The sequence below is a fragment of the Longicatena sp. genome, from assembly GCF_982403165.1.
On the sequence record NZ_CEVYEL010000026.1, the window covers coordinates 1 to 17680 of the forward strand.

At 38.8% G+C, this 17680-nt stretch carries 17 protein-coding genes; all 17 read right to left on the reverse strand.

Annotated features, from left to right (window positions below):
* Nucleotides 1-276: 276 nt before the first annotated feature.
* On the reverse strand, nt 277-1560 hold the full coding sequence (locus AC1VS3_RS07210) for an adenylosuccinate synthase (protein WP_008688487.1): 1284 nt from the start codon (nt 1558-1560) through the stop codon (nt 277-279).
* A 206-nt stretch (nt 1561-1766) separates the two neighbouring features.
* Complete coding sequence (locus AC1VS3_RS07215; protein ID WP_008688490.1) at nt 1767-2600, reverse strand: Mrp/NBP35 family ATP-binding protein; 834 nt, start codon at nt 2598-2600, stop codon at nt 1767-1769.
* Nucleotides 2601-2621: 21 nt separating this feature from the next.
* The gene (locus AC1VS3_RS07220; protein ID WP_008688492.1) at nt 2622-3812 is read right to left on the reverse strand and encodes a phosphopentomutase; all 1191 of its coding nucleotides are present in this window, start codon (nt 3810-3812) and stop codon (nt 2622-2624) included.
* Nucleotides 3799-4710, reverse strand: a complete 912-nt coding sequence (locus tag AC1VS3_RS07225; RefSeq protein WP_008688493.1) for a tyrosine recombinase — start codon at nt 4708-4710, stop codon at nt 3799-3801. The genes AC1VS3_RS07220 and AC1VS3_RS07225 overlap by 14 nt, the downstream gene beginning before the upstream one ends.
* A 176-nt stretch (nt 4711-4886) precedes the next feature.
* Nucleotides 4887-5549: a tRNA1(Val) (adenine(37)-N6)-methyltransferase gene (locus AC1VS3_RS07230; protein ID WP_117547586.1), complete on the reverse strand. Its 663-nt coding sequence runs from the start codon at nt 5547-5549 to the stop codon at nt 4887-4889.
* Nucleotides 5550-5585: 36 nt separating this feature from the next.
* Nucleotides 5586-6191 (reverse strand): stage II sporulation protein M, encoded by a 606-nt coding sequence (locus AC1VS3_RS07235; protein WP_008688498.1) that lies wholly within the window; start codon nt 6189-6191, stop codon nt 5586-5588.
* Between the two features lie 66 nt (nt 6192-6257).
* Nucleotides 6258-7430, reverse strand: a complete 1173-nt coding sequence (gene dinB, locus AC1VS3_RS07240; RefSeq protein WP_008688500.1) for a DNA polymerase IV — start codon at nt 7428-7430, stop codon at nt 6258-6260.
* 95 nt (nt 7431-7525) lie between these two features.
* On the reverse strand, nt 7526-8356 hold the full coding sequence (gene spo0A, locus AC1VS3_RS07245) for a sporulation transcription factor Spo0A (RefSeq protein WP_008688501.1): 831 nt from the start codon (nt 8354-8356) through the stop codon (nt 7526-7528).
* A 174-nt stretch (nt 8357-8530) separates the two neighbouring features.
* Nucleotides 8531-9544: a SpoIVB peptidase S55 domain-containing protein gene (locus tag AC1VS3_RS07250; RefSeq protein WP_026006720.1), complete on the reverse strand. Its 1014-nt coding sequence runs from the start codon at nt 9542-9544 to the stop codon at nt 8531-8533.
* A gap of 59 nt (nt 9545-9603) precedes the next feature.
* Nucleotides 9604-11259, reverse strand: a complete 1656-nt coding sequence (recN, locus tag AC1VS3_RS07255; RefSeq protein WP_008688506.1) for a DNA repair protein RecN — start codon at nt 11257-11259, stop codon at nt 9604-9606.
* Between the two features lie 4 nt (nt 11260-11263).
* Entirely contained in the window at nt 11264-12043 is a 780-nt protein-coding gene (locus tag AC1VS3_RS07260) for a TlyA family RNA methyltransferase (RefSeq protein WP_008688508.1), read from the reverse strand.
* A gap of 9 nt (nt 12044-12052) precedes the next feature.
* Nucleotides 12053-13912, reverse strand: a complete 1860-nt coding sequence (dxs, locus tag AC1VS3_RS07265) for a 1-deoxy-D-xylulose-5-phosphate synthase (protein ID WP_008688510.1) — start codon at nt 13910-13912, stop codon at nt 12053-12055.
* 12 nt (nt 13913-13924) lie between these two features.
* Nucleotides 13925-14767: a polyprenyl synthetase family protein gene (locus AC1VS3_RS07270; protein ID WP_008978360.1), complete on the reverse strand. Its 843-nt coding sequence runs from the start codon at nt 14765-14767 to the stop codon at nt 13925-13927.
* A complete protein-coding gene (xseB, locus tag AC1VS3_RS07275; RefSeq protein WP_008688514.1) occupies nt 14760-14972 on the reverse strand; it encodes an exodeoxyribonuclease VII small subunit in 213 nt (70 codons plus the stop codon). The genes AC1VS3_RS07270 and xseB overlap by 8 nt, the downstream gene beginning before the upstream one ends.
* A complete protein-coding gene (gene xseA / locus AC1VS3_RS07280) occupies nt 14972-16300 on the reverse strand; it encodes an exodeoxyribonuclease VII large subunit (protein WP_008688516.1) in 1329 nt (442 codons plus the stop codon). The genes xseB and xseA overlap by 1 nt, the downstream gene beginning before the upstream one ends.
* Complete coding sequence (gene nusB / locus AC1VS3_RS07285; protein ID WP_008688518.1) at nt 16297-16677, reverse strand: transcription antitermination factor NusB; 381 nt, start codon at nt 16675-16677, stop codon at nt 16297-16299. The genes xseA and nusB overlap by 4 nt, the downstream gene beginning before the upstream one ends.
* Before the next feature lie 86 nt (nt 16678-16763).
* Complete coding sequence (locus tag AC1VS3_RS07290; protein WP_008688520.1) at nt 16764-17663, reverse strand: 5'-nucleotidase; 900 nt, start codon at nt 17661-17663, stop codon at nt 16764-16766.
* Nucleotides 17664-17680 lie beyond the last annotated feature (17 nt).

The following is a 17680-nucleotide window of genomic DNA, read 5'->3' on the forward strand; positions in this document are numbered from 1 at the left end:
ATCTGAATAAGATGCAGTAGTAATGTTAAATATCAACGATACAGCACACTAGAATACTATCTAAGCGTGTATTATGCAATCACAGGTTGCATGATCCCATGCTTAAAATTCGCAGTTGTCTAATCATGAAATGTTATTAAAAGTTTTAACACTTCCCTTACAAGTCGCTATTTCTTTCTGGTTATGAAATTAAAAAGGGCGTTAAAGGAAGTGAAACATCTAGTTTCATCCTTTGAACGCCTTTGTTCAATACTTATTTTATAATATATATAAAGCTTACTTTAACATTTCATGAACGATGATATTACTATTACGCTCTGGTCCAACAGATATCATAGAGATTTTCGTATGGCACAATTCTTCAATGCGACGCAAATAAATTTTGGCATTCTCAGGAAGTTCATCATAATGGGATATGTTTGCGATATCCTCATTCCATCCATCGAATATTTCATAAATAGGTTTTGCTTTTTGCAAGTCTTCAATATTGCTTGGGATGTAATCATAGCGCTGTCCATCAATCTCATAGGCAACACACATTTTGATTTTATCAAACCCGCTTAAAATATCTAACTTGGTGATGACAAGATCGGTTAATCCATTGATCATTGCGGCATGTCGTACAACATTGACATCCAGCCAACCACAGCGGCGTGGACGTCCGGTCGTAGCACCATATTCCCCACCTTTTTCACGCAGTGTATCGCCTTCCTCATCAAATAATTCACATGGGAAAGGTCCTTCTCCAACACGCGTAGAATATGCTTTGGCGATTCCAATGATCACATCCAACTTCTGTGGTGCAACACCGGCACCTGTACATACACCGGCACTTGTTGGTGAACTGCTTGTCACATATGGATAGTTACCATAATTGATATCCAGCATTGCCGCTTGGGCACCTTCAAACAGCACCTGTTTGTTTGTGTCTAATGCTTCATTAACTAGCAACTGTGCATTGACGATACGAGGTAATAGTTTTTCTCTGATCTCGGCAAATTGCTGCACCATGTCTTCATATACGAATCCTTCATCCTGATAAACTTGATGGAAGAGGATGTTTTTCATTTCTAAAGCCCGTTTTAATTTCTTTTTAAACTGTTCAAAATCTTTTAGATCTCCCATTCGCAAGCCGATGCGAGAATACTTATCAGCATAGCATGGACCAATGCCACGTTTCGTCGTACCGATTTTTGCTTCCTGCAATTGAGCTTCCTGCAAACTATCTAAACGCACATGATATGGCATAATGATATGGGAACAATCAGAAATCTTGACATGTTCCGTAGGCAGACCTTTTTCTTCTAATGCCTTAATTTCTTCCAAAAAGACAAAAGGGTCAACAACAACACCTGGTCCAATGATACACAACGCTTTTTGTAAAACGCCACTTGGCAACAAATGGAGAACCACCTTATCATCATTGACAACAACTGTGTGTCCGGCATTGTTACCACCTTGAAAACGAACAACATAATCCATATGGGAACCTAAATAATCGACGACTTTTCCTTTTCCTTCATCGCCCCACTGTGTTCCTACAACAACATAACCTGGCATAAAAATTCCTCCTTGCGGGTTTTTAAAGCCCAGTTGTTAAGACTTATAAAAAATCCTTTACTAATATAGCACAATCTATGGTAAATGGAAATATTTTTTTCATGAAAATAAATGGGAATTGTTACATTTAGATAGATTTAGCAGTATCACATAAGTGAGTAATCTTGCAAAAGGCACTAAAAAAAGGCATTTTATGCCCTTTTTCGTTATTTCATGCACGCTTCCAATTTATCAACAGCAGGTGCAATTAATTTCTGGACTTTTTTTACTGTTTCAGGGGTGAAGTCATCATCTTTATAAATCTGTGAAATGGCATCCATCATTGGTAATTCAGCCCATAATTCAACGTCGTTGCTCTGTAAGAATTCATCTGTATTCTTATGTGCAAATATTTCAATATGGCGACCACAATCTGGACAAACGACATAGCTCATGTTTTCGATGATACCCAAAACCGGCACCTTTACTTCCTTACACATATTAATGGCTTTCGATACGATCATTGATACCATAGGTTGTGGTGTAGATACCATCACAATGCCATTCACCGGCATATTTTGTAAAACAGTCAATGCGACATCACCAGTTCCCGGTGGCATATCGATCAGCAGATAATCCAATTCTTCCCAAACGACATCTGTCCAAAACTGACGAACAGCATTTCCAACGATGGGACCTCGCCATACAACCGGTTGATTTTCATCATCCATCAAAAAGTTCAAAGACATTACTTTAATACCATCTTTATCAATGACAGGTTCAATAGCATCGTTTGTGCCATATGCCTTTTCATGTTCCAAGCCTAAAAGTCTTGGAATACTTGGCCCGGTGATATCGGCATCCATGATACCGACCTGATAGCCTCTTTGACGCAGCTCTTTTGCTAATAAAACGCTCATTGAGCTTTTACCTACGCCACCTTTTCCACTCATCACGCCAATGACGTGTTTGATTTTGTTGCGGGCATTGTTCTGGATACCACAGGTATCTTCACTCTTCCCACAGGTCCCTTTACTAGGACAGCTACTGCAATTACTCATGTTCTCTACTCCTTTACTTATTTATTTCCATAAAGCCAGCATACTTGTTCCAATCGTATTCTCTGGCATCTCAATTGCAAAATTTTCCGCAATGCTGGCACCGATATCCGCAAAGCTATCGCGCAATGCTAATAAGCCATGTCCTTGCATAGATGGACTATAGGCAAGCATTGGCACCATTTCTTTGGTATGATCACTGCCTTTATAGGTAGGATCATTTCCATGATCAGCAGTGATAATTAATAAATCATCTTCCTTTAGCTGTTTTAATACGATGCCGAGTTTTTCATCAAAGCGCTCTAGCTCTTCCCCATAGCCAACAGGGTTACGGCGATGCCCCCACAAAGCATCAAAATCAACAAGATTTACAAAACATAAGCCTTGGAAGTCCTTTTTCATGATATCGATTGTCTGCTCCATACCATGCACACTGCTTTTTGATTTATACGCTTCACTGATGCCTTCGCCTACAAAGATGTCATTGATCTTACCAACACTGATAACATCATACCCATGCTCTTGTAAGGCATTTAATACCGTTTTCCCATATGGTTTTAAGGCATAATCATGGCGATTTGCCGTACGCTTGAATTCACCTTTTTTCTTGCCGATATATGGACGGGCTATAACACGTCCTACCTTCCATTCCGGTTTCATGGTCAACTCTCTGGCGATTTCACAACAGCGATATAATTCGTCTAAACCAAATGTTTCCTCGTTACCGCAAATCTGCAAGACACTATCTGCGGAAGTATAGACAATCATATCTCCGGTGGCAATTTCGTGTTCGCCCAGCTCATCTAAAATTTCGGTACCACTTGCTGCTTTATTTCCGACAATCTTATGGCCGGTGCGTTTGCTCAGCTCATCAAGCAGCTCCTTAGGAAAGCCACTTTCTGTAAATGTTTGAAATGGTGTGTCGATATATAACCCCATCATTTCCCAATGACCGGTCATCGTATCCTTACCGACACTGCGCTCGATCATTTTGGTATAATATCCCATAGGTTCTTGTACGCTTGCTACATGCTGCATAGGATGCAGATTGGCAAGTCCTAGTTTTGCTAAATTTGGGATATGGAAATTTTCCATATGCATAGCAATATGGCCTAAGGTATCACATCCTTCATCGCCATATGCCTTGGCATTAGGGGCAGCCCCAACACCAAGGGAATCTACAACGATGGCGAATACACGTTTATATGTTTTCATGGTCGTCTTCCTCCTTTGATCTTGGATGAAAAGATGCATAAGCATCTTGTAATCGTTTGTTTTGAATATGGGTGTAAATTTGTGTCGTAGCGATATCCGCATGTCCCAGCAACTCCTGTACAACGCGAAGATCAGCACCACCATCTAAAAGATGTGTGGCAAAGCTATGACGAAAGCTATGTGCGGATAAACGTTCATCTAAGCCAAGTGCTGTAAGTTTGCTCTTAATCAGGTTATGTACATATTGTCTTGAAACATTCTGTCCTCGTGAGTTAAGAAACACAAAAGGACTTCGCTGTTTCACCCATTGTGGGCGAACAAATTCTAAATACTGTTGCAACGCATGTACGCTGCGCTGATGCATAGGCACCATCCGCTCTTTTTCTCCTTTACCAAGCACTTTGAGAAAGCCCTGCTCTAAATGTGTCATATTTAAACGCAAATGCGTCAGCTCACTTACTCGCAAGCCACAGCCATAAAGTACTTCTAATAAAGCCTTATGGAATATGTCCATATCACTGTCTTGGAAGCTATCTAATAAGCGTTCAATATCCGCCACATTAAAATAGGTCGGTAATTTCTTTGCGGTTTTGGAAGAGCGTATGTGTAAGGTTGCATCGGGAATTTTAGGGTATGTCATCGTCAAATAGCGATGAAACATGCGCAATGAAGTAATCATATGATTGACACTGCTCGTTTTTTTCTTTACTTTTTGTTCTTTGAGAAAATCTTGCAGATCCATGTAGGTTACATCTTCAATAGCCGTAAATCCATGTGCGTCTAAAAAAGCGAGGTATTCCTTTAGATCATTACGATAGGATGCCACGGTTGCTAAGGACTTATTCTCTACGACTTGTATATAATGAAGATAATCTTCAAACGCATCAGTTATCTGCATAATCTCACCATGTGATATTATAGCACAGTTTTTATCTTTTTGGTATGGATAGGCTTATATCCTTACTACATGCAGAAACACTTCAATATCCTATCTTTTAACCGTAAAAAAGAAATATATACGTGACAATCTAAAATAGTATTGAGATTGAACAATCTTACGATTGATACTTTACATCATCGCTTTAGCATGATTGGTGGTAATACATGTGTATGATGCCCCCCATCTTTAATTGCCTCAATTAAAACAGTGATGGCTTCCTCTTTATTTTGATCATAAACAAATTGTAAGGTACGCACACCGAATCGATGTTGTAACAATTCTTTCATCAATTCGCCAATCCGATCCGCACGATGTACCAAATAAAAACGGCCTTTTTCTTGTAGCGTGGAAGCTGCCTGTTTACACAATAAAGGAAAAGGCAGGTAACACTCGTGACGGGCAATACGCAAATAATCACTCTCATTGAGATTTGCATGCGTATTGACCTTAAAATAAGGTGGATTGCATATCACAACATCTACCTTAGGAAGCGTCATGTTACCTGCATCGCCTGCTAAAATTGTAAATGGCACACCACAATCTTTTAAATTATGTTCAGCCAACTTGCATGCTGCTTCTTGAATTTCTACACCATATAGGTAAGCGGGCTGCTTTGTTGCAGCCACTGCCAGTAAAGCTCCATTGTTCGTTCCAATATCTAAGATGCGCTCTCCTTGTTTTATCTGCATAAATGCGGCTAAAAGACTGGTATCAGTATTTATGCGAAACATGTCTTTTCGTTGATATACATAAGTAGTTGTACCATGTATATAATCATACGTATAATGATCGTTCATCTTCTCACTTCCTGTATGTAGTATTATACAGGAAAATCACATTAAATTAAACAGCTTAATGAATTCAATAACAATCGTTGATTTCAAATATGCCCCCACTAGCATAATCAGAAAACAAATAAAGATATCATTAAGTACGGTATTAAATAATTTACGAAAGTCTAGGCGTTCACGGTTTGTGCAACTATAAACGATGTACATTGACAATTGAATTGCACTGGCAGAAATCAAAAACGTAGCAAGTAGGTCAAACACAACCTGGGGTAAGAGTGTCAACAAAATGCCGACAATTCCTTTCATCTGATAGGTTGCCACAAAGAGCGCACAAGAGAAGCCGATTTGTAATCCCTTGGTAAACACAACGAAACTAATAATGGGGATGCCGGCAATGCTTGTCCCCAACAAAAAGACAAATAAAATAAAAAGAATTCCCAAAAAGAATTGTGATATAAAATAGTCATACTTATTGACATTGGAATCAATGGTCGTTAAATAAGCAGAAAGATTTTGAATATCATTCACATCTATGTAATTCGATAAGATAATACCCATGCATAGTCCACAACCAACCAAGATAGCAATATACAAATAGACATTTTGATATTTCTTTAAAAAGCCGTGATAATGATGTTTCTTTTTCATATGCTCACCTCACTTCAGCATATGAAAAAAAAGAAGAGTTCACCCCTTCTTTTCTTCGTCATATTTCTACATTTTTTTCTTAAGCTGCGCGGCACTGATCAGATTTGCACCAGGAAGTTGCTTATTCAACTGTTTCAACACTATAGCAACATCGTTTGTATCTTCTACGGGTTCTTGAAACATGTCAATTTGTGTAACACTGGTTTCTTCACTGTAAAGCGATCCTAATCCGATTCCAAGATGACGGATTTCTTTACCGTTGTGATTTTGATCAAACAATAGCAATGCTGTTTCCAATAAAATGGTTTCCTCATTCGTATAGCCTTGTAAAGACTGTGAGCGAACAGCATTGGTAAAATCATAATATCGAATAGAAATGGATAGTAAAGAACCTTTGATTTTTTCTTGTTTTGCTCGTTGACTCAAAGAATGAGCTAAACGGCGAAAAACAGTTTTTACTTCATCGTATTCTATGATATCACGATCCAGTGTCGTTGATTGTGAAATGGATTGCACACTGGTGTTATAGGATAAACGATTACTGCCATTTCCACGCGCATGTTGAATGGCCATATACCCCTGCTTGCCAAGCAGTGTCATTAGCATCGTTTCATTTGATGGATCAGCCAAATCGCCAATGGTATGAATTCCACGTTCTTCTAATAATGGCACACTTTTCTTACCAATGCCCCACATATCTGTGATTGGTAGTGGCCATAACTTAGATGGCACTTCTTGTTTTCGCAATACCGTGATTCCCATAGGTTTTCGCATATCACTCGCCATCTTTGCTAAAAACTTATTTGGTCCTACTCCTATACTGCATGGTAACCGCAAATCTTCATAGACACGTTTCTGAATGATCCATGCCAAATCTAGCGGTCGTTTATAATTACCTATGATATCAGTAACATCCATGTAACATTCATCGATACTAGCCGGTTCAATACAAGGGGTGAATTTACGCAGATAGGTGAAAAAACGATTACTTAATTCTTCATACCAGGAAAAATCACCTTGTACAACTACCAGCTGCGGACATTTTTCTAAAGCCATCAATAATGGCATAGCACTATGAACTCCACATTTACGAGCTTCATAATTTGCCGTACTGACAACACTTCTGCGATGCAATCCGGCTACAGCAACCGGTTGTCCCTCCAACGCAGAATTCTTCAAAACCTCCGCACTTGCATAAAACGCATTTAAATCAATATGAAATATAACTCTTCCTGCCATATCCAACATCCTTTATTTTGGTTAATAAAACATCAAATGTACATGATGATTCATCCGCTTACCTTGACCATTATAAAGGATTTCAGGAAGAAAAGCTAGCGATAAGTTTGCATCATCGCTGTTTTGTTTTTTAAACGATGCTCAAGACGTAATTTATCGGCAATCATCGCAATGAATTCCGAATTGGTTGGTTTTGCCTTACTAGCAGAAATCGTATAACCAAAAATATCATCAATGGCATCAATATTCCCTCTATTCCAAGCTACCTCTATCGCATGACGAATGGCTCTTTCCACACGTGAGGCGGTCGTTGCATATTTACGAGCAATCTCCGGATATAAGACTTTGGTGATCTGACCTAAGAAATCAACATTTAGATAAGTTTCTAAAATAGCTGTTCGTAAGTACATATAGCCTTTGATATGTGCGGGTATACCGATCTCATGGAGTAATTCCGTAATCTCACTTTCCAGTTCTAATTTGGCAAGGCGTTTCTTTTCATCTTCATCAAGATTCACCCGCAAGCCATTGCCTTTCTTTTGTTTACTGGTAAAGCCAACGATGAAGTTTAGCTTATCGACAAGCTCCTCCATCTCAAAAGGTTTCATGAGTATGTAGTCGATCCGAAAATTCTGCACTTGTGATACGATCAAATCATTCACAAATGGTGTTGTGGTAATGATGTGAGCTACCTCAATGTTGTTTTTCTTTAAATCTTGCAGAACACTGATCCCATCCTTCTTTGGCATCAGCAGATCCAGTACGAGGATGTCAATGTGTTTCCCATGAAGCTCTACAAGACATTGTTCACCATTGGTGGCACTGCCTACGATCTGATATGCATCACTCTTTGCGAATGCTGCTTTCATAGAGTGAATCATTTCCAGACTGTCATCGACAAGATAGACGCTAAGTTTGTTGTTCATATATTTCTTTCTCTCCTTCCCTATTAATTATAAGAATTCTAAATGAGAAATAACAATGAATTTGTCGAACACCGTAAAGAAATTTACAAATTTTTTCAAATTATGAAAAAATGACGACGTTTTATGCCGTCATTTCTGTGATAACACCAAAGTGTAAGTCGAATAATGTCGTAATTACGCAAGTTTCTTAGAATTAGATAACATCCATTCGATAAAGACACCATATCCATGAATAGGATCATTCGTAATAACGTGTGTAACTGCTCCTATGATTTTGTTATCTTGGACGATAGGTGAACCACTCATGCCTTGAATAATACCATTTGTCTGTGCTAATAATACAGGATCGTCAACAATAAATTCTATACCTTTTACATCACCGATGTGCTGATGATGAATCTTGGTGATATTGATGGAAAAAGCTTGTACTTCGTCACCATGTAAAACCGTATACAACTGGGCTTTCCCTTTGTGTACACTTTGCGCATCTGCCCATTCCATGAGAGGCGCATTCCTTCCCAATTGTACATAGGTTCCATAAATACCAATACGCGTATTTTCCCGAATCGTTCCCAAGACTCTAGTAAAATCAATGGTGGCGCGTTTTTCTCCGGCATGATTTTGCTGTGCTTTTTGAATAGATGATACATTCGCCGGATAAATACTTCCTGCTTGAATATCCGCTATCTCCTGCAAATCCGTATCCATAATTTCATGCCCAAGTGCTCCATAAGTATGATTGCTAGGATCATAATAGGTCAAGGTACCAACACCGACAATTTTATCTTTTACATATAAACCACACTTATATACCTTGTCTGTTTCATCATACACATTAAACAATGATGTTTCTATGAGCTGATTCTTTCTAAGAACAGTGATAGGAATACTATCTTTTGATTGTGTTCTTTGATAGGTCAACAGTTCCCTTTGCATATCAGCAATGCTTGTTACCGTGACGCCATTGATTTTTTTTATGATATCTTTTTTCTGAATATAGGTTTCCGGTGTATACGTTTTATTTTGTATCGTAAAGTGATACGTCCCACTGATGAGTACACCATCATAAGAAACTTCAATACCAACGCTATCTCCGCCTAAATAAATACCTTCATTGGCACAGATCATTGAAGGATGAATGAATAGGCAAATGAAACAGCTTAGTAAAATTAAAAATTTCTTTGACAAAGTATCACCTCCCAGGGCTAGTTTGTCCTGTGTCAAGTGAAACAAGTCAAAGAAAATCATTAATCTCTTCGCGCTTTTTCTAATAATTCTTTTGCCATGGCATGCGCAGAAACACTTTGTGATGCACTAGATATACTAGCAAGTTGAATGATACGCTCTTGTTCATCTAATACATGGATCTGTGTTTTGACATGATCATTTTCCTGTAACTTTTCTACTACATAATGATGGTCCGCACAAGCTGCTACTGGAGCCAGATGTGTTACGCAGAAAACCTGAACATCTTTTGCCAGCTCCTGCATCTTTTTACCAATAGCAAAGGCAACATTGCCACTGACACCAGTATCTATCTCATCAAAAATAACAGTCTCAATACCTTGCAAACGTGTGAATACCGTCTTCATGCCAAGCATAAAACGCGATAATTCACCACCGGAAGCCGTTGCTGAAAGACTTTTTAAGCGTTCTCCAGCATTCATCGATATTAAAAATTCCACCTTATCCATCCCGGTGGCATTGCCTGCAAATGTTTCAATTGAAACATGAAAACGTGCATTGGGCAATTCTAGATCACGCAACTGTGTAACAACAAGTTCTTCCAATTCTTTTGCTTTCGCCATGCGCAACGTATGCAGTTGTTTTGCTTGCGTCTCATATGCCGCATAAGCTTTCTGTCGGGCTTTTTCCAATTTTGTGATAGCATCTTGACGATGTAAGATACCATCAATGGTACGATCTAGCTCATCGCGTTTTTCACAAACAGCATCATAGCTTCCTCCATATTTACGAAAAATTTTATGTATGTAAGAAATACGATCCTGCAATTCATGGAAATGTTCTTCATCAAATTCTAGGCTTTGTACATATTCTTTGATTTCTTCAGTAAGATCTTGCATCACATAATAAGCATCATTTAACTTCTGTGCATATGTATCCAGTGTCTCATCATAATGCAATCCACTTAATTGATGAGCCGCTTCATAGATAATAGGCAATCCACCCTCTTCTTCATCCAATAATTGAATTGCGGCATGTAAACCGGCACTGACCTTTTCATAACCCATCATATGACGCAATTCTTCTTCTAATTCATCTAATTCATTTTCTTTCAGCATTGCTTCATCAATTTCATTTAACTGAAATGTGAGAAATTCTAAATCATCTTCACTGTAATCTGCATGCAGCAGTTGTGAAAGCTCATCATCACATTTCTTAAAAACACGATAGGTATCACGAACATCCTCGCGTAATGCATCTTGTTGCAGAAAACGATCCAGTAAAGATAGATGATATTTGGGATTCAATAAATATTGTGTATCATGTTGGGAATGTAAATCAACTAGAGCTGCCATAACTTCTTTTAAAAAGGCAATCGTTGTTGTTCTTTGGTTAATACGTGCGACACTTTTGCCTTCTTTACTAAATTCACGCGTTACGATGAGCAAATCATCTTCCAAAGTATATCCCGCTTCATCTAATAAGCTTCTTACAGCGTGGTGAGAAGGCACTTGAAAGACTCCTTCGATAATTGCTTTATCTTTACCATCTTTTACCATACTGGCACTGATGCGATCTCCTTTTAAGATTCCTATGGCATCCATCAACAGCGATTTACCTGCTCCTGTTTCACCAGTAAAAGCAGACATATGGTCTTCCAATGTTAAATTCACATGATCCAGCAAAATAAAATCTTTGACATAAATTTGTGTCAGCATAGAATCACCTCGTTTTCTTATGGTTCATGACGATTGTATGATAATCAAATAGCTGCTGCTTGTAGGTATCACAAATGTGCATGACAAATTCACGGTTGCCATCTCTTCCTAAGATGCTGCTTTCTTGTAAATGATGAACATAAAGTCCTTGTTCTTTTACAAAGTCAACCATCTCTTGCAACACGCGCATGTGCACCTTGGCATCTTTAACAATGCCATGTTTTCCAACGTAAGCTTTCCCTGCCTCAAATTGCGGTTTAATCAAAACAACAAGTTCTTTCTTACTCATCACCGAGAATACTGCTGGTAAAATGAGTTTTGCGGAAATAAAAGAGACATCCATACAAGCAAAGGTAATTGCATCATCAAACATATCCTTGCGCAAATAGCGACAATTGCAATTTTCCATATTTACGACGCGTTTATCCTTACGCAATCGCTCAATCAATTGATCTTTTCCTACATCAACAGCATATACCTTTTGAGCACCTTGTTGAAGACAGACATCACTAAATCCTCCCGTGCTGGCACCCACATCCAAACACACACGATCTTTTAGTTGTAACTGAAAATCATCTATGACATCATATAGTTTAAAACCAGCTCTACTGGCAAATACCATATCTGCTTCGAAAATGACAATTTCATCCTCTTCTGTTATAGCATAACTACTTTTGGTGATGGTTTGTCCATTAACCTGCACAAGGCCTTCTTTGATCATATCTTGTGCACGAGAGCGTGATAGATCTCTACGCATGACAACGATTTTTTGATCTAATCGCATAGGCATCCTCTACAAATAGCTTGCGATAATATCGCAAAGCGTGTTGATATCTAAACGTTCCAATTTCTTTAATTGCGGTATACTGCCGTGTTCTACAAAATGATCATCAATACCGATACGTACAAAATGTTTTTGGTAGCCATGATCATTCGCATATTCTAAAATCGCACTGCCTAAACCACCAGCTAACATATCTGTTTCATAGATGATGACAGGTTCTTCCATTTGACAAATGCTATTCAGCATTTCTTCATCCAGAGGTTTAAAGAATCGTGCATTTACAACGGTAATCGCTAGTCCATTGATGCGCGCCTTAGAAATAACTTTATCCACATTATCTCCATAGGTGATTACACAAAGTTTACTCGTCTCCATAATCTTATGCATGCTCCAACTGCCAATACGCACAGGATGATATGTATCTACCTTATGAAAGGGAGTGTTTCCACGCGGATAGCGTAATGCAAAAGGGTGTTCTTGCGTAAAAGCTGTGTATAAAAGTTGTTGTGCCTCATCGCCATCTTTTGGTTGTGCTAAGATCATATGCGGGATATGACGCAACATGGCAATATCAAAAACACCATGATGGGTTTCACCATCCTCGCCAACTAAGCCACAACGATCAATGCCAATGACAACAGGCAGATCCATTCGAGCTACATCATGACTGATTTGATCATAGGCACGCTGCAAAAAGGAAGAATATACTGAGATAAAAGGACGTTTCCCACTTGCAGCTAATCCTGCCGCAAAAGTCATCGCATGTTCCTCGGCTATACCACAATCAAAACTACGCGTAGGAAATTGCTCAAAGAAAGCAGATAACTTACTGCCACCTTTCATAGCAGGGGTGATTGCTATGATATCTTTATTATCTTTTGCCAAATCACAAAGTGTACTGGATATGACTTCACTCCAGCTTTTTTGCCCATTTGGCATACGTGATAAGGAACAACCGGTCTTAGGATCAAACTGCGATACACCATGCCATTTTCCTTCTTTATCTTCTTCCGCAAAAGGATACCCTTTTCCTTTTTTTGTTAATACGTGTACGACAATCGGGCCATCATGACGCTTTGCTATTTCTAACACTTTGATCAAACGACGAATATCATGACCATCTACCGGACCGATATAATCCAAATTAAAATCACCGAAAATCGAAGTATCCACAACATTTTCTTTTACCGCATTTTTGATATTTTTCATGGATTCTAAAACACTTTTCCCCATTTTAGAGGTTGATAAAGCACCTTTTAAATCTTCTTTTAAAGTATTATATGGCTTACTTGTACGAAGCCGAGTAAAGGTTTCATCCATTGCACCGACATTTTTGGAGATTGACATGTTATTATCATTGAAAATAATGACCATATTACGCTGTTCACTGCCAATTTGATTTAATGCTTCCATGGCCATACCACCCGTTAAAGCTCCATCACCAATTACAGGAACAACCTGATAGGAAGCATGATTCAGATCCCGTGCCACACACATCCCTAAAGCGGCAGATAAAGAAGTAGAAGAATGCCCTGCTTCCCATGCATCATGCTCACTCTCTTTGCGTTTCTGAAAGCCGGCAATGCCTTTGTATTGGCGCAGTTGCGTAAACAGCGGCGCACGTCCAGTTAATATTTTGTGTACATACGATTGATGCCCAACATCAAAAATGAACTTATCCTGTGGTGTATCAAAGACATAATGCATCGCTAGTGTCAATTCTACGACACCTAAATTGCTTGACAAATGTCCTCCTGTTTTCGCAATACTCTCAATTAAAAAAATGCGAATTTGTTGGGCAAGATCTTCCAACTGTGCATAGGATAAGGACTTGATATCCGATGGACTTTTAATATCAAATATATTCACATGATCACCTCATCAGTTTTTACGCTTTGTTAAAGCCACAAAGATGGCATCCAAGGCATGCGCATCATCAAACAGTTCATGCAGTCTTTGCTGCGCCCGCTCATAATAGAAGGATGCCTCTTTTTGCGCTTCTTCAATACCAAGTAAAGAAACATAGGTGCGTTTATTATTCTGCGCATCACTGTTGATATTTTTACCCAATTCCTCAACGGTACTCGTAACATCCAAAATATCATCTTGGATTTGAAAAGATAAGCCCAAATCACTACCGATTTGCTCCCAAGCAGGAATATCTTCTTCATGGTGTGTTAGATAAGCCGCACATACCAAAGGAAGCGTTAATAAACGTCCGGTCTTATAATAATGAATATCTTTTAGTTCCGCCAAGGTAAGATCTTCCTTTACTTCACCTTCTAAATCTTTTATCTGTCCAAGTACCATACCATCTGCTCCAGCATACCTGCTTAATGCTTTTACGATAGCACAATTCACCATCGCATCCTCACTTGCCATAGCTCCCAGTAAAAAAGCCTGCGTTAGTAAAGCATCTCCTGCTAAAATGGCAGTTGCTTCATCAAATTGCACATGACAAGTCGGTTTACCACGGCGCAGCGTATCATCATCCATTGCCGGAAGATCATCATGAATTAAAGAATAGGTATGTATCATTTCAATAGCTGCAGCAACAGGATATCCAACACGCTCTTCTATGCCATAACATTGCAAAGCTGCCAGTAAAATTTGCGGACGTATTCTTTTACCTCCTGCCATTAAAGAATACTGCATGGCATCTTTTACTTTGGAATCTTGCAAAGCATCACATATATGCTGCAAATATGTTTCAAAGTTATTCATCACCTGCATCCTCCTGATAAGCAGCTAAAAGCTGAGCCACTTTATTTTCAAAGGTTTTTAACTGCGTATCACAAGAATTTACGAGCTTCAGCCCTTCTTCAAATAAGCTGATGGCTTCTTCTAATTCTATTTCATTTCGTTCTAATAATGATACAATTTCTTCTAATCGCGCCATGGAATTTTTAAATGATTGTTTTTCTTCCATTATAATCTCTCCTTTTTCTTTACACAAGCATGCAGAAAGCCATCCACAAGACGTATGCGCATAAGACTTTCTTCTTGAACATCATCAATAGATTTAATCAATGTATCTTTAGTTTCAGCAATCGCATAACCACGCTTTAAAACATTCAGCGGACTATAGGCATCTAGTAAGGATATTTGTTTATATAATGTTGTCTGTTGTTTCCTTTGATATTCTTGTAGCGCATGTGCAAGCTGTATCCAAACCTTTGCTTTTTCCGCTTGTTTTTTCTGTGCAATCTGTTGCGATTGATGTGCCAATCGATTTGCATATTCCTGTACTGTATGACGATGTTTTAACAGACGCTGTTCGATCATTCCCATTTCCCGTGCTTGCATCGCTAATTTCATCTGACTTTCACGGATATAAGATAAGGGATCGCTCATATAACGATGTTGCTTTAAAGATTCAAGGACAGCCTTTTCTTCTTGCAAACGATGATTCATGATTTGTTTCATCCTGCTTTTTAAATGCATAAGCTGCATAAGGATTTCTTCACGTTGAGGTGTTATCAATTCCGCAGCAGCCGTGGGCGTTGGCGCTCTGGCATCACTCACATAGTCAACTAATGTCGTATCTGTTTCATGCCCTACACCAGTCACGACAACACTTTTCATCGAACTGATACAACGTGCAACACGCTCTTCATTAAAACACCAAAGATCTTCAATTGCTCCGCCTCCACGAACCAACAAAATCACATCATGTTCCATCTCATCAGCCTTTTTTAGATTACGAATAAGATCATCTGCCGCATTGATTCCTTGCACAAGACTTGGATAAACATGAACATTTGCTAACGGCCAACGTCGTGCAATTGTTGTCAAAACATCTTGCACGGCTGCTCCGCTTTTTGCGCTGATTACGGCTATATCCATGGGATATAAGGGCAAAGCTTTCTTACGCTCCAAAGCAAATAAACCTTCCTTCGCCATCTGCTTCTTCACCGCTTCTAACTTTAAGTACAAATCACCTAAGCCATCCACTTGTACATGTGTTACATATAACTGTAAGCTGCCTTGTGGCTCATACATTGAAACTTCCGCTCTGACGATGACCTTCATACCTTCTTTTAATAAAATAGAACAGCGACTAGCATACGAAGAAAACATCACACAACTGATTTTAGCCTTTTTATCTTTCAGCGTAAAATACCAATGACCGCTACGATGATTGGTAAAATTGGAAATTTCGCCTTGAATCAGTAACGTTTGCAGATTAGGATCATGATCAAGTGTCTGTTTCAGATAATGGACAAGATCATAAACACTAAGAAGGGGTAGTTTCATAAACGATCTAAAACCCCATTGATGAGTTTATATGTTTCCTCATCACAATATTTTTTTGCTAATGTCACTGCCTCATTAATTACGATTGGTTTAGGAGCGATCTCCATATCCAATTCACAGGCTGCCATGATCAATATTGCTTTTTCTACATAACCCAAACGCTCAAATGTCCAATCTTCACGCAAGGCTTCATTGATCATCTGAATATAATCCTCTTCATATTTTATGGCATCAATGGTTACTGTATATAGAAATGGATCTATTTCATTACTGTCATTGTTTTCAAAAACTGTTTCTTTAATATCTTTATTGAGAAGAAAATGCTGATACAGGCAAGTCATTGCCTTCTCTCTTAATTCATGTCTGCTTACTGCCATATTCTGATCCTCCTGTATATTCTTTTTTATTTTATCATAAAATGATGTAAAACCACTATGTATTTGATTGAAACATGCAAGTTTTCTTATTCCTTCCATGGAACCTGTGCACTAGGTACCACTTGAGATGCCACATCGGCATGCACTTTCTGATCATCGAAAAAGATATGGGGCGCAAATGCCTTTAAAACATCTTTTTTGGTTATTCCACCTAGGAAAAATGCCTCATCAATACGTACATCCCAAGCCCGTAAGGTCCGTATGACACGTTCATGAGCTGGAGCGTTGCGAGCAGTTACCAAAGCCGTGCGAATGGGAGATTGTGTACTATCCATATGATTCTGTAAATCGCTGATGGTTTTTAAAAAACGCGCAAATGGTCCAGCCGGCAATTGTTGAAGAGCTTTTTTTTGCTCATTTTCCACAAAGGCTGCCAAGCCTTTTTCCTGAAAGATGCGCTCTGCCTCATCGCTAAACAAAACAGCATCCCCATCAAATGCAATTCGTATTTGCTCAATCTCTTGCATCGGATCAAAGTCCTGAATAGCGTTGGTATAAATACGTCCAGCCGCAAAACCAGCTTGGATGGCTGCTTTGACATCTTCTTCATTGGCACTTAGAAATAAATCAACCCCAAAACTAGAAAGATAAGGAGATAAAGCAGCACCTCCACTCAATACAGCGCGGCTGATATCCAACTGATAATGCGCTATACTGTTGAAAATGCGCAAAGAAGTATCTGCTGAATTTCGCGACATGATCAACACTTCTACCTTACGTTTATCAAATCTACTATTCAATTTTAATAAAGCTTTTACTAATGCAAAACCACTTCCCGGCTTTAAGATCGTATCTTCATGAGCAATCTGATAGTCCGCATATGCTTTTAAACCTTCTTCTTCATAAATGCGATTTTCTTCATCTAGATCAAAAAGAGCTCTTGAACTGATTCCGATCACCAAACAATCCTCTAAGCTAACCGCCATATCTTCACCTCCAACTC